Source organism: Caloramator sp. E03, assembly GCF_006016075.1.
Classification (GTDB): Bacteria; Bacillota; Clostridia; order Clostridiales; family Caloramatoraceae; genus Caloramator_B.
Genome location: NZ_CP040093.1, coordinates 269396 through 283733, shown reverse-complemented (window position 1 = coordinate 283733; position 14338 = coordinate 269396). Strand labels below are relative to the sequence as shown.

General features: G+C 31.8%; 14 protein-coding genes, 1 tRNA gene and 1 other annotated feature. Of the genes, 13 read left to right on the top strand and 2 right to left on the bottom strand.

What is annotated here, in order from left to right:
- The first annotated feature begins 92 nt into the window (after positions 1-92).
- The 6 genes from obgE (at position 93) to rsfS (ending at position 4525) form a co-directional block, all read left to right on the top strand.
- Positions 93-1361, top strand: coding sequence for a GTPase ObgE (gene obgE, locus FDN13_RS01515; RefSeq protein ID WP_138978560.1), 1269 nt, complete (start codon positions 93-95; stop codon positions 1359-1361).
- A gap of 10 nt (positions 1362-1371) precedes the next feature.
- Positions 1372-1662, top strand: coding sequence for a ribosome assembly RNA-binding protein YhbY (gene yhbY / locus FDN13_RS01510; protein ID WP_138978559.1), 291 nt, complete (start codon positions 1372-1374; stop codon positions 1660-1662).
- Positions 1663-1762: 100 nt separating this feature from the next.
- Positions 1763-2365, top strand: a complete 603-nt coding sequence (nadD, locus tag FDN13_RS01505) for a nicotinate-nucleotide adenylyltransferase (protein WP_138978558.1) — start codon at positions 1763-1765, stop codon at positions 2363-2365.
- 1 nt (position 2366) lies between these two features.
- Positions 2367-2939, top strand: a complete 573-nt coding sequence (yqeK, locus tag FDN13_RS01500) for a bis(5'-nucleosyl)-tetraphosphatase (symmetrical) YqeK (RefSeq protein ID WP_243120243.1) — start codon at positions 2367-2369, stop codon at positions 2937-2939.
- 1 nt (position 2940) lies between these two features.
- Positions 2941-4119, top strand: coding sequence for an LCP family protein (locus FDN13_RS01495; protein WP_138978557.1), 1179 nt, complete (start codon positions 2941-2943; stop codon positions 4117-4119).
- 64 nt (positions 4120-4183) lie between these two features.
- Positions 4184-4525 carry a ribosome silencing factor gene (gene rsfS / locus FDN13_RS01490; RefSeq protein ID WP_138978556.1) on the top strand — a complete coding sequence of 114 codons (342 nt, stop codon included), beginning with the start codon at positions 4184-4186 and terminating at the stop codon, positions 4523-4525.
- 24 nt (positions 4526-4549) lie between these two features.
- Here the strand turns inward: rsfS and leuS are convergent, their stop codons facing one another.
- The gene (leuS, locus tag FDN13_RS01485; RefSeq protein ID WP_138978555.1) at positions 4550-6967 is read right to left on the bottom strand and encodes a leucine--tRNA ligase; all 2418 of its coding nucleotides are present in this window, start codon (positions 6965-6967) and stop codon (positions 4550-4552) included.
- 46 nt (positions 6968-7013) lie between these two features.
- Positions 7014-7219, bottom strand: a binding site (T-box leader).
- Positions 7220-7303: 84 nt separating this feature from the next.
- Here leuS and FDN13_RS01480 point away from each other — a divergent pair.
- Positions 7304-7687: a RidA family protein gene (locus FDN13_RS01480; RefSeq protein ID WP_138978554.1), complete on the top strand. Its 384-nt coding sequence runs from the start codon at positions 7304-7306 to the stop codon at positions 7685-7687.
- 9 nt (positions 7688-7696) lie between these two features.
- On the opposite strand, the gene FDN13_RS01475 is transcribed toward FDN13_RS01480, so the two are convergent.
- Entirely contained in the window at positions 7697-8926 is a 1230-nt protein-coding gene (locus FDN13_RS01475; protein ID WP_138978553.1) for a D-alanyl-D-alanine carboxypeptidase family protein, read from the bottom strand.
- Between the two features lie 115 nt (positions 8927-9041).
- On the opposite strand from FDN13_RS01475, the gene FDN13_RS01470 reads away from it, so the two are divergent.
- The 6 genes from FDN13_RS01470 (at position 9042) to FDN13_RS01450 (ending at position 14211) form a co-directional block, all read left to right on the top strand.
- Positions 9042-9623, top strand: a complete 582-nt coding sequence (locus FDN13_RS01470) for a helix-hairpin-helix domain-containing protein (RefSeq protein ID WP_138978552.1) — start codon at positions 9042-9044, stop codon at positions 9621-9623.
- A 63-nt stretch (positions 9624-9686) separates the two neighbouring features.
- The gene (selD, locus tag FDN13_RS01465) at positions 9687-10721 is read left to right on the top strand and encodes a selenide, water dikinase SelD (protein ID WP_138978551.1); all 1035 of its coding nucleotides are present in this window, start codon (positions 9687-9689) and stop codon (positions 10719-10721) included.
- A gap of 21 nt (positions 10722-10742) precedes the next feature.
- On the top strand, positions 10743-12134 hold the full coding sequence (selA, locus tag FDN13_RS01460) for an L-seryl-tRNA(Sec) selenium transferase (protein WP_138978550.1): 1392 nt from the start codon (positions 10743-10745) through the stop codon (positions 12132-12134).
- 4 nt (positions 12135-12138) lie between these two features.
- A complete protein-coding gene (gene selB, locus FDN13_RS14535) occupies positions 12139-13215 on the top strand; it encodes a selenocysteine-specific translation elongation factor (protein WP_305781724.1) in 1077 nt (358 codons plus the stop codon).
- 155 nt (positions 13216-13370) lie between these two features.
- Complete coding sequence (locus FDN13_RS14530; RefSeq protein WP_305781723.1) at positions 13371-14045, top strand: SelB domain-containing protein; 675 nt, start codon at positions 13371-13373, stop codon at positions 14043-14045.
- A 69-nt stretch (positions 14046-14114) separates the two neighbouring features.
- Positions 14115-14211: transfer RNA gene (locus FDN13_RS01450), tRNA-Sec, on the top strand.
- Positions 14212-14338 lie beyond the last annotated feature (127 nt).

Below are 14338 nucleotides of genomic sequence, written 5' to 3'. Positions count from 1 at the left end.
GCTTTTTAATTATGATTTTAATCTGTATACATATTTTTAATTTTTGAGAAAATAATAGAAGGAACTTATTCAATTTGAGAGTAGGTGATACTGTGTTTGTTGATGTTGCAAAGATTTTTATTAAATCTGGAAATGGCGGGAATGGAGCTATATCCTTTAGGAGAGAAAAGTATGTACCCTTTGGAGGACCTGATGGTGGTGATGGAGGGAAAGGTGGAGATGTGGTTTTTTTAGTCGATAAGAACATGAGAACACTTCTTGATTTTAAATATAAAAAGAAATACGAAGCAGAACGGGGACAAGATGGCGGAAAAAGCAATATGTTTGGAAAAGACGGTAAAGATCTTATTATAAAGGTTCCAGCTGGAACAGTTATTAGGGATGCAGAAACAAACAGGGTTATTGCAGATTTAACAGAGGATGGACAAAGTGTTGTAGTTGCAAAGGGTGGAAGAGGAGGACGAGGAAACGCCCGATTTGCAACACCTACAAGGCAAGCTCCTGACTTTGCAGAGCCTGGAATGCCTGGAGAGGAGAAGTGGGTTACATTAGAACTTAAACTTATTGCTGATGTTGGCTTAATTGGTTTCCCTAACGTTGGAAAGTCAACTATCCTTTCTATGACAACAGGGGCAAAACCTAAAATTGCAAATTATCATTTTACAACCCTTACTCCAAACCTTGGTGTTGTAGATATGCCTGGGATAAATAGTTTTGTTATGGCAGATATACCGGGCCTTATTGAAGGAGCCCATGAGGGAACAGGGCTTGGAATTGATTTTTTGAGGCATATTGAGAGAACGAGGCTTCTTATACATGTTGTTGATGTATCAGGCATAGAAGGTAGAGATCCTATTGATGATTTTAATAAAATAAATGAGGAATTAAGGCTATATAGTGAAAAGCTTGCTTCAAAGCCTCAAATAGTTGCGGCTAATAAAATAGACATAATGGAAGATGAAGAAAATTATGAAAGATTTAAAGCTGAGATGGAAAAAAAGAATTTAAAGGTATTTAAGATTTCAGCTGCAACAAACCAAGGATTAAGGGAGCTTATGCTATATGCTGCAGAGCTTTTACAGTCTTTACCTGTTGAAAAAGAAGAAGTTGAAGAAAAATATTTTCCAGAGGAAAAAAGGTTTACTTATGAAATTAAAAGAGATGATGATGGTGCATTTGTTATTACTGGTTCCTTTGTCGATAGACTCCTTCAAAGTACCAATATATATGATAGTGAATCATTAAAATATTTCCATAAAGTATTAGAGAAAAGAGGTATAATCCAACAGTTAAGAGATATGGGAATTGAAGAAGGGGATATAGTAAGAATGAACGATTTTGAGTTTGAATTTATTGAATAAGGAGGATGCTATGCTTACAGGAAAGCAAAGAAGTTATTTAAGATCCCTTGGGAATAATATAGAATCCATTCTTCAAATAGGTAAGAATGGAGTTGATGAGGCTTTATTAAAGCAGGTTGATGAGGCTTTAGAAGCAAGAGAAATTATTAAATGTAATGTGCTTAAAAATTCTCTTTTAACAGCAAGGGAAGCCTGTGATATTATATGTGAAGCCTTGGGGGCTGAACCTGTTCAGGTAATAGGTAATAGGTTTATAATCTATAGGCCTTCAAAAGAAAAACCGTCTATAAAGCTTCCATAGTAAAGGTGGATTTGAGTCCACCTTAATATTTTATTATATCTGTTTTTTTGCTATAATATAAAAAGCTAATGAAAAAAGAACAAAAAAGGAAGAATATACTATGAGAGGTATTGGTATTTTTGGAGGCACTTTTAATCCTATTCATATAGGACATCTTATTGTAGCACAAGAGGTACTTTCAGCTTTTAAGCTTGATAAAATAGTGTTTATACCAACGGGGAATCCACCCCATAAGGATAAGGAAGAGGTTGCCCCTGCTTTAGATAGGTATGAAATGATTAGACTTGCTATATCTGGTAACAGTGGTTTTGAAGTTAGCGATATAGAGATTAAAAGAGAAGGATACACCTATACTTATGATACGTTAATAAATCTTAAAAATGTGTATAATGATAAAATGTTTTTCATAACCGGTTATGATGCTTTTAAAGATTCTATTACTTGGAAAAATGCAGAAAAAGTTTATAAAATGGTATCTTTTATCGTTGTAAATAGAGGAGAATTAAATGACAAATTAGAGAAAGAGATAAATGAAATAAGGATAAATTTTGGAGTTGATGTTAATGCCTTAAAAATACCCAATATTGGCATTTCGTCTACAGAAATAAGATATCGGGTATCAAAAGAACAAAATATAAGATACATGGTACCAGATAGCGTACTTACTTATATAAAAGACAATAAATTATACAGAGGTGAATAAGTTGAAGGATTATTACTTCATACAAAATGAGGTTAAAAATATGCTTACATTTGATAGATTCATACATTCTCTTGGGGTTGAAAAAGAAGCAATAAAGCTTGGGGAAAGATATGGCGTTGATATTAATAAATGTAGAATTGCTGCAATAGTTCATGATTGTCAGAAAGATTTAAGTGATGAGGAACTTATTAAAAAGGCAATGGAATATAAAATAGATGTAGATAAAATACAGCTAAAATCTCCTCAGCTTCTTCATGGCCCTGTTGGGGCTTTATATTCAAAGGAAAAGTTTGAAATAGAAGATGAAGAAATAATAAATGCAGTTTACTATCATACAACGGGAAGGGAGAACATGTCATTACTTGAAAAGATAATTTATATTGCAGATATCATTGAGGAAAATAGGAAATATTTTCCTCAACTTGAAAGTATAAGACATGAAGCCTATAAAGATTTAGATAATGCATTAATAATGTCAGCTGACAGTACAATAACTTATGTTATAAAAAGAAGATGTCTTATTCATCCTCTTACAATTGAGTTTAGGAATAGTTTGCTGTTAGGGGTTAAATGAGATGAGAAAAGTTAAAAGGGTTTTTATATTTATTTTGTTATTAATTTTTATATTATTTATCGCATCAATAGGATATATAACATCTATTGAAAAAAACATAGCTTCATCAGAACTGCCTTCTAAGGAAACTTATGGGAACATGCCTGTAAATATATTAATTCTTGGCGTTGATGCTGGAGATTATGATAATAAAAATAACAACTGTAAAAGGTCTGATACCATAATAATAGCAAGGTATAATCCAACTAAAGATAAGATATATATACTTTCTATACCCCGTGATACGAGAGTAAACATAAACGGACACTATGAAAAGATAAATGCTGCCCATGCAATAGGAGGGGTGCCTCTTACTGTTAAAACAATTGAAAAAATGCTTGGTATAGAAATTAATTATTATATTAAGATTGACTATGAGGCATTTAAAAAGTGTATAGATGCAATAGGAGGAGTTGACGTTGTAGTACCTTATGACATGAATTATGATGCTTATGATATAAGCATACATTTTAAAAAAGGGGAAAAGGTTCATCTTAATGGTGAAGAAGCGGAAAAGTTTATAAGATGGAGAAAAAATAATGATGGCAGTGGTTATGCTATGGGAGATTTAGGAAGGATTGCAACACAGCAAGAGTTTATTATAAACGTAGTTAAAAAGCTTAAAACAATATCAGGAATAATTAGGATTCCAAATCTTATAAATACTTTTTCTAAATATGTAAAAACCAATATGGACAGTAAAACTATGATAAGATATGCTTTTGTATTAAGAGATATAGATACTTCAAAGATAGAAAAAAAGCTCTTACAAGGGGAGCCAAGGTATATAAGAGGAGTATCTTACTTTATATACAGCCAAGAGGAAAATAAAGATTACATTGCCAATTTTAAAGATAATACAAACATATTAGAAGAAAAAATTAAAGTTATGATATTAAATTCTACAGGAAAAAGTGGACTTGCTGGAGAATATAAAAATAAATTAATTTCACTTGGATATGAGGTTGTTAAAATAGGTAACTACTCTAAAAAGCTAAATACTACACTAATTAATTATTATAGCGATGAAGAGAAAGGAAATAAGGTTTTACATGATTTGGGATTTGGAAAGTTAAATGAGGATAAAAAAGAAAATGAAGCAGATATTATTGTAATTTTAGGGAAGGATGCTATAAAATAAGTATTGCTTTAATATAATTATTAGCATATAAATATATTAAGAAGAAAAGTGAGGAGGGTTTTTGTTGAAAAGTTCTGCAGGTATTGCCTACTATATTAGCTGTGCTGCTGCAAATAAGAAAGCATTTGACATTAAAATTTTAAATGTAAGCGATATCTCACCTATAGCTGATTATTTTATAATTTGCAGTGGGAATTCACAGGTTCAGGTAAAAGCTATTGCCGATGAAATTGAAGAAAAAATGAACGAGAAGGGATATTCAATAAATCATAGAGAAGGATATAGTAGTGCAAGATGGGTACTTTTAGATTATGGTAATGTAATTGTTCATGTTTTTCATAAGGATGAAAGGGAATTTTATAATATAGAAAGGTTGTGGGCAGACGCTGTAGCTGTTAACGTATAAAAAATGAGCCTTTTAGGCTCATTTTTATTTTATGACTATGTTATAAATTTTATTTGGTACGTATATTTCTTTAACTATTGTTTTTTCTTCAAGTAATTCCTTTATCTTATCGACAGACATAACCTTTTCTCTTACAGAGTCTTTTTCTTCATTAAGAGCTATAAGTGTAGTTGCTCTTAGCTTGCCGTTTATTTGGATAGCTATTTCAATGTTATCTTCAATAGTTTTTTCTTCATTCCATACAGGCCATTTTTGCTGATAAATTCTACCTTCAAAACCTAATATTTGCCACATTTCTTCTGTAATGTGTGGAGCAACTGGATTTAAAAGAGTAAGGAAAGTCTTTATTTCTGCCTTTGTAATCTTTCCTATGCTATAAAAATCGTTTATAAGTGCCATCATAGCTGCTATTGCTGTATTAAATTTCATTTGTTCAAAATCAAGGCTAACCTTTTTTATAGTTTGGTGCATTTTAACTTCAAGTTCCTTTGAGTATCTATCTCCTTCAACTACTAAATCTTGTAGTCTCCATACTCTATCAAGAAATCTCCTGCAACCTCTAACTCCTTGAGAGGACCAAGCAGCACTCTGATCAAAGGCACCAATGAACATTTCATAAGTTCTTAAGGTATCAGCACCAAATTCTTCAACAATATCATCAGGATTTACAACGTTTCCTCTTGATTTTGACATCTTTTCGTTGTTTTCACCAAGTATCATTCCATGAGAAGTTCTTTTTTGGTAAGGTTCTGGTGTTGAAACATATCCTAAATCATATAAGAATTTGTGCCAAAATCTTGAATACAAAAGATGAAGTGTTGTATGTTCCATACCACCATTGTACCAATCAACAGGAAGCCAATAGTCAAGTTCTTCCTTTGAAGCAAATGCCTTATCGTTATGAGGATCAGTATATCTTAAGAAATACCAAGAGGAACCAGCCCATTGAGGCATAGTATCTGTTTCTCTTTCAGCATAACCACCACATTTTGGACAAGTAGTTTCAACCCATTCTCTAATATTAGCAAGAGGTGATTCACCAGTTTCTGTTGGTACATAGTTTTCAACCTCTGGCAAAGTAAGAGGAAGCTGATCCTCAGGAATTGGAACCCAACCACATTTTTCACAATATACAAGTGGAATAGGTTCTCCCCAGTATCTTTGCCTTGAAAATACCCAGTCTCTTAGCTTGTAATTAATTTTTCTTTTTCCTATGCCTTTTTCTTCAAGCCAAACTATTATTTTTTCTTTTGCATCTTTTACTTCCATGTTATTTAAAAAGTCAGAATTAACGAGTACACCAGTTTCTGTATCGGTAAAAGCTGCTTCATCAACATTTCCGCCTTTTACAACTTCAATGATTGGAAGATTAAATTTTTTAGCAAACTCCCAGTCTCTTTCATCATGTGCAGGAACGGCCATAATAGCTCCAGTACCATAAGACATAAGAACATAGTCAGATATCCAAACAGGAATGGATTTTCCGTTTACAGGATTTATTGCATTTATTCCTTTAAGAGGAACTCCTGTTTTTTCCTTTGAAAGCTCAGTTCTTTCAAAATCAGATTTTTTACTTGCCATTTCTCTGTACAATAAAACTTCATCATAATTTGTAATTATATTCTTATATTTATCTATGAGAGGATGTTCTGGTGACAGAACCATATAGGTTGCACCAAATAGAGTATCAGGGCGAGTTGTAAATATTTTTATAATGTCATCTTTACCTTCTATCTTAAAATCTACCTCTGCACCTTCAGAACGGCCAATCCAGTTCTTTTGAGAAACTTTAACCTTTTCAATATAATCAACTAAATCTAAGTCCTTTAATAGTTTTTCAGCGTAATCGGTTATCTTAAGCATCCACTGACTTTTAACCTTTCTTACAACTTCTCCTCCGCAACGCTCACAGACGCCGTTTACAACTTCTTCGTTTGCAAGACCAACTTTACATTGGGTACACCAATTTATAGGCATTTCTGCTTTATAGGCAAGCCCCTTTTCAAAAAGTTTTAAGAAAATCCATTGGGTCCACTTATAATAGCTTGGATCTGTAGTATTAATTTCTCTTGACCAATCAAAAGAGTACCCCAGAGATTTTAACTGATTTTTAAATCTTGCAACGTTATTTTCTGTAACAATCCTTGGATGTATTTTGTTTTTAATAGCAAAATTTTCAGTTGGAAGTCCAAAAGCATCCCAACCCATAGGGAATAAAACGTTATATCCTTCCATCCTTCTTTTTCTTGATATTATGTCTAATGCTGTATAAGGCCTTGGATGACCAACATGAAGCCCTTGACCAGAAGGATATGGGAATTCAACAAGGGCATAGTATTTTGGCTTTGATTTTTCATAGCTTGTTTTAAAGGCTTCTTCCTTATCCCAAATATCTTGCCATTTTTTCTCAATAAATTTTGGGTTATACTCAATGTTTGCCATGTTTTTTCCTCCTTAACTATATGTAAAAATAAAAAAATTCTTTCGATTTAGAGACGAAAGAATTTCCGTGGTACCACTCTAATTGATAGTAAAAACTATCCACTCGATATTATAACGGAAAAACCGGCTTAGACTACTAAGTTTCATCTAAGCAGCTCCTGGACGAGTTCAGATATATAAAGCACTGCTTTGCACCATACAGCAGCTCTCTCAAGCTTTTTATATCTTACTACTTCCATTCAAAGCCTTTATTAGATTTATAATGTATTTTAACAAATTGTGTTATAAAAATCAATGGTATATAATATAATTATTAAAATAGAAAGGAGCTTGATAATGGAAAAAATAGTTATAAATACTTCAAATGCACCAGCAGCAATAGGTCCTTATTCACAGGCTATAAAAGTAGGAAATTTTATATTTACTTCAGGTCAGATACCGATAGATCCAAAAAGTGGAGAGATTGTTTCCAAAGATATAAAATCTGCTGCAATACAGTGCCTTGAGAATTTAAAAGCTGTTCTTGAAGCTGCTGGAAGTAGTATTAATGAAGTTGTCAAAACAACAGTATTTTTAAAAGATATGAATGATTTTGCTGCTGTTAATGAAATTTATGCTACATATTTTACCGAAAAGATGCCAGCAAGGTCAGCAGTTCAAGTTGCAAAGCTTCCCAAGGATGCAATGGTTGAAATTGAAGCTGTTGCAATAATATCTTAAATTAAAAGGTCAGATTTTACCTGACCTTTTTTTATATTTAATATAAAATCCTCTTGCAATGAAAAGGCTAAAGAAAATTCCTATAGGTATATATAGGTATTTTTTAATAAGGACTTTTTTATAATTATTATTGTCTTGTGATTTTATAACATAAGGTCCAAAATCATAATTTTCTCCTGCAATAAGGTTTATTTTATTTTCTATATTATTATCATTATCGGATATTTCTACATATCCTACTACTTGTCCTTTTGTTATTGATTTATATGAAGTATCTAGAACTATTTTTTTATTTACATCAAACTGAGCAGATTTTGGCAAAGTAACAAAGTAGTCTTTTTCACAAAATACAGGGATTGATACATTATTTTCAATTTTAATTTGAGTTATTGGCTCATCTTTGCTTATAATCTTTTTTGTTGTAAAGTAATTGAAACCGTAATCAAATAACTTTTTAGCATCATTGTAGTAGGTTTTATCGCTATTTAAAAATACTACAAGTAAATTCATACCGTTTCTATTTGCAGAGCCTACAAAAGTATGCCTTGCTTTAATCGTATATCCTGTCTTTACTCCGTTGGCCCCTTCATAAATATAACCGCGGGTAGTAAGTAGTTTGTTATGATTTAAAATATATCTTGTTTGTGATTGCTTATTAGTTGGGGGTATTTGATAGCTTTTGGTTGCAACTATTTCTCTAAATATTGGATTTTCCATAGCCTTTCTTGCAATTATTGCAAGATCCATAGCACAGGTGTAATGATTATCGTCATAAAGTCCATTTGGATTAACAAAATGGGTATTTTTGCAGCCAAGCTGTATAGCTTTTTCGTTCATAATTTGTGCAAATGCTTCCTTTGAACCTGCTATATATTCTGCAAGTGCAAGGGCAGCATCGTTAGCGGATTCTATCATCATTGCATATAAAAGTTGCTTAACTGTAAGTTCTTCACCTTCAATTAGATATATTTTACTTCCATCTTCATAAGGAGGATTTTTACCGACTATAACTTTTTCATCAAGATTACACCTTTCAAGGGTTATAAGTGCAGTCATGATCTTTGTTGTGCTTGCCGGTGCAAATTTTTCATTTATATTTTTGCTGTATAGAATTTTACCAGAATCTAAATCCATAAGCAAACAGCCCTTTGCAGCTACATCTATATTTGCAGCTAAGGTCATTGTTGGATTAATTATTAGAGAAAGTAAAATTAAGAAAGTAATTATTTTTTTTGTCATGTCTAGCCTCCTTTTTATTGTGCTTTATTTATTATATCAAAAAAAATTATCAGTATACAGACTTTAAAAGTTTAAAAAGTGGCTTTTATGTAAAAAATTCTATAAGGTGGTGTATATGGATTTAACTAAACGTGAAAAAATAGGAATCTCAATTTTTGTATTAATTTTAATAGGGAGCTTAATATTTTCATATCATTTGAATAAAAGTAAAACTAATATTGAAATTATAAGCAGCAAAAATGAGGAAGAAATTAACAAAGAAAAAATAAATTATATTAAAGTTTATATAACTGGGGAAGTTAAAAATCCAGGGGTTTATTCTTTAAAAGAAGGTGACAGACTTGAAAAGGCAATAGAGCTTGCAGGAGGTTTTACAGAAAATGCAGATAAAAATTCAATCAATCTTGCAATGAAACTAAAAGATGAAGACTTTATAAAAGTTTTAAAAGTAAACTTAAATTCTTTTGAACAGAGTGTAAACACTATAAATGAATTAAAGAATTCAAAAATTAACATTAATACAGCAAATAAGGAAGAGTTAAAGTCTCTTCCAAGGATTGGGGATGCACTTGCCCAAAGAATTATAGATTATAGGGATAAGAACGGACCTTTTAAAAGAATTGAGGACATTAAAAAAGTGAGTGGCATTGGAGAAAAAATGTTTGAAAATATTAAAGATAAAATAACGATTTATTAATATTGAAGAATATCTGTATGTCATATAAAATAAGTTTGTAAGTTTGATATAAGGGGGGATATTATGTCTGATAAAATAAAACTTACACAATTAACAGAAGCTTCCGGATGAGCTGCAAAAATTGGGCCCGATGCTCTGGCACAGGTTCTGTGTCATTTACCTAAAACTTATGATGAAAAGCTTTTAGTTGGAATAGACACCAATGATGATGCTGCGGTTTATAAGATAGATAATAATACAGCAATTATACAAACTATAGATTTTTTTACTCCTATAGTTGATGATCCTTATATGTTTGGTCAGATTGCAGCTACTAATTCATTAAGTGACGTTTATGCTATGGGAGGGAAACCTGTACTTGTTATGAATGTTGTATGCTTTCCATCCTGCATGGACATGAGAATACTTACAGAGATTTTAAAGGGTGGGGCAGATAAAGTAATTGAAGCGGGGGCTGTTATTGCAGGAGGACATACAATTGATGACAAAGTACCAAAGTATGGACTTTCTGTTATGGGAATTGTTCACCCAGATAAGGTTTTACCTAATGCTAATTCTAAAGTAGGAGATATTTTGATACTTACAAAACCTTTAGGAACAGGGATTATAAATACAGCAATAAAAGGAGAGCTTGCAAGCCAAAAAGAGATAGATGAAGCTATTAAGGTCATGTCTACTTTAAATAAATATGCTGCTGATGTTGCAGCCAAATATGACATAAATGCATGTACCGACATAACTGGCTTTGGACTTTTAGGTCATACTCTTGAAATGGCTGAGGGGAGTAATGTATCGATACACATTATTAGTAAAAATGTAGAATATATAAGTGGTACAAAGGATTATGCAATGATGGGGATTATTCCAGGAGGAGCTTATAGAAACAAAAAACACGTTGAAAAGGATTTGGAAATATTAATAGATGATGAGTATTTAATAGATATTTTAGCAGATCCTCAAACATCAGGGGGACTTTTATACTCACTTCCTGAAAAGGAAGGCTTAAAATTGTTAGAGGATCTTAAAAATTCAGGAGTAGATGCTTTTATTGCAGGATATGTGGAGGAATTTAGAAATAAGAGGTTGTATATTGAGTAAGCTTAGGAAGGAGACATTAAAATGGAAAATAAAACTCTACTATCATCGCTTCCAAAGGTTGATGTTATTTTAAATGACAAAAGTATATCCTCCCTTAAGGACATTCCAAGAAGTATAGTTCTTGATGGAATAAGAGAAACAATTGATGATTATAGAAAAAATATACTTGAAGGAAGTATTAATAGCTTTACCTTTGAGGATATTGTTAAAGATGCTCTAATAAAAATTAAGAAAAAAAATTCTATGCATCTTAAAAGGGTAATTAATGCGACAGGTACAGTGCTCCATACTAATCTTGGAAGAGCAGTTTTGGCAAAATCTGCAATAGATGCAGTGGTTAATATTGCTTCAAGATATAGTAATCTTGAGTTTGATCTTGAAAAAGGTGAGAGAGGCTCAAGATACAGCCATGTAGAGGAATTAATATGTAAGATAACAGGTGCTGAAGCTGCAATGGTTGTAAATAATAATGCTGCCGCCGTTATGCTTGCTCTCTCAACATTATGTAAGGGTAAGGAGGCAATAGTTTCAAGAGGACAGCTTGTAGAAATAGGAGGTTCCTTTAGGGTTCCTGCTGTTATGGAGCAAAGTGGTGCAAAATTAGTTGAAGTTGGAACAACAAATAGAACTCATCTATATGATTATGAGAATGCAATTAACGAAAATACGGGGGTTATTCTAAAAGTTCATCAAAGCAATTATAAGATATTAGGCTTTACTGAAGAAGTTTCAATAGAGGAGCTTATGAAGCTTGGGAATAGATATAACATACCTGTAATAGAAGATATTGGCAGCGGAGTTTTTGTTGATATGTCAAAATATGGTTTGACTTATGAACCAACTGTTCAAGAAAGCATAAAAAAAGGAATTGATGTGGTAACTTTTAGTGGAGATAAGATGCTTGGAGGCCCTCAGGCAGGAATAATAGCAGGAAAGAAAAAATATATTGATAAGATGAAAAAAAATCAGCTTACAAGAGCTCTAAGGATTGATAAGATGACCATTGCAGCCCTTGAAGCAACTTTAAGGTTATATATTGATGAAAGTGTTGCAATTAAGGAGATACCGGGGCTTAGAATGCTTACTTTGGATATTGAAACTATAAAAAGAAATTCTAAAAAGCTTTTAAAGATGATAAAATCAAAAATTGGGGATAGGTGCGATATTGAAATTATAAAAGAATACTCTCAAGTTGGTGGAGGAGCAATGCCCCTTGAAAATCTTGAAACTTATGTTATTGCAATTAAGCCATATAATATATCTTTGGAAGAATTAGATTGTAAGTTAAGAAACCTTGAAATACCGATTATTGCAAGGATATATAAGGATAAGATGCTCTTTGATGTTAGGACGTTATTTGAAGAAGAGTACAGGATTATTACAGATTCTTTATATAATATTTTTCAGGAGTGATTTTATGCAGCATATAGTTATTGGGACGGCAGGACATATTGATCATGGCAAGACCACACTTATTAAAGCATTAACTGGAAGGGATACTGATACATTAAAAGAGGAGAAGGAAAGAGGAATATCTATTAATTTAGGATTTACTTATTTTGATTTGCCTTCTGGAAAAAGGGCAGGTATAGTAGATGTTCCAGGACATGAGAAATTTATTAAAAACATGCTTGCAGGTGTTGGAGGGATAGATGTAGTTCTTCTTGTTATTGCAGCAGATGAAGGAGTTATGCCTCAGACTGTTGAACATGTAAATATACTAGAACTTTTGGATATTAAAAGGGGAATAGTTGTTTTAACTAAAAAGGATTTAGTTGATGATGAATGGATTAAAATGATAACAGAAGATATAAAGAAATTTTTAAATTCAACATTTTTAAAGGATGCGCCTATTATCCCTGTATCTTCTGTTACGGGATTTGGACTTGATCTATTGACTAAAACTATAGATGATATGACTGAAAAAGTTGAAGAAAGGGATACGGTAACTGATTTTAGACTTCCAATAGATAGGGTATTTACAATTAGTGGATTTGGTACAGTTGTAACAGGTACTTTAATATCAGGTGTTATAAAAGAAGGCGATTCCTGTGAAATATATACTAAGGGGATAAAAACTAAAATCAGGAGCATACAGGTTCATGAAAACCCAGTAAAAGAAGCATTTGCAGGCCAAAGAGTTGCAGTAAACCTTGCTTCAATAAAAACAGATGAAGTGGAGAGAGGAGATGTAGTATCTAAAATAGGTGCAATGGAAAACTCTCTAATATTAGACTGTAGGTTAAAATATTTAAAGGATGCACCAAAATCTTTAAAAAATAGAGACAGGATTAGGATATATCATGGTACATCTGAAATATTAGGAAGAGTTATAATACTTGATAAGGAAATTGTTAATCCAGGCGATACTGCTCTTATACAAATAAGGCTTGAAAAAAGCATTGCAGCAAGAAGAGGAGATAAATATGTAATAAGAAGTTATTCTCCTATGCATACTATAGGGGGGGAACCATACTTGAACCTAATGCTGTAAAACATAAGCCTTTTGATGAAAAGGTTATTGAAGAGCTGCTTTTAAAGGAGAAGGGGAACCCTAAAGAAGTTGTTGAAAAGACAATTGAAAAGTATAGTAACCAATTTCCTAAAAAAGAGGATATAATAAAATTTGTAGGTTGTGGTGTTGCTGATTTGGATAATATTTTAAACACTTTAATTGAGGATAAGAAAGTTTATGAGATAAAAATTAGTGAAGGTAGTGTATATATACATAAAAATTATATAGAGAAAATACAAAAAGATATAGAAATGCAACTTGAAGAGTACCATAGATTAAATCCTCTTAAAGTTGGAATTTTAAAAGAAGAGCTTAAAACGAAGATTTTTGGGAAAAACGTAAAACAAAAGATATATGATGAGATACTTATTATTTTAAATGATTCAATAAATATGAGTGAAAATTATATATGGAAGAAAGGTTTTGAAATAAAGTTTGATAAAAGACAAGAATATATTAAAAATGAAATTTTAAATATATATAAAAATGCAGCTTTTCAACCTCCAAAAGTTGAAGATATATTAAAAGGCTATGGTAAGGAAGAAAAAACAGCTAAGATGGTTTTTGAATGTCTTGTTGATATAGATGAAATAATAAAGATAAACGAAGAAATGTATTTATTAAAAGAAAAATATCTTGAAGCTAAGAATATAGCGAAGAATTTAATAAAAGAAAAAGGCTTTATGACTACAGGAGAATTTAGAGACAAAGTAGGAACAAGTAGAAAATATGCTGTTGCTTTATTAGAACACTTTGATTCTATTAAATTTACTAAAAGGCTTGAAGATAAGAGGATATTATATAGATAAAAATAATAAGTTCCAAATAATGCATTTGATAATATAATAATAGTGTGATATAATATAAAACGTGTCTTTGGGAGTAGATAGGTGCTGGTGTGCCTGCCGGTCTTCAAAACCGTGTTGCCGTGCTAAGACCACGGTGGGTGGGTTCGATTCCCACATACTCCCGCCAAGAGAAAATATGAGCCGTAAAGCCAGTTAAATCAAGGGATTTAAGGTTTTACGGCTTCTTGATTTTTTGATAATTTTAGGTCATTCCCACACTTTTCCCACACTAAAAAAGTATAAAATAAAAAGGG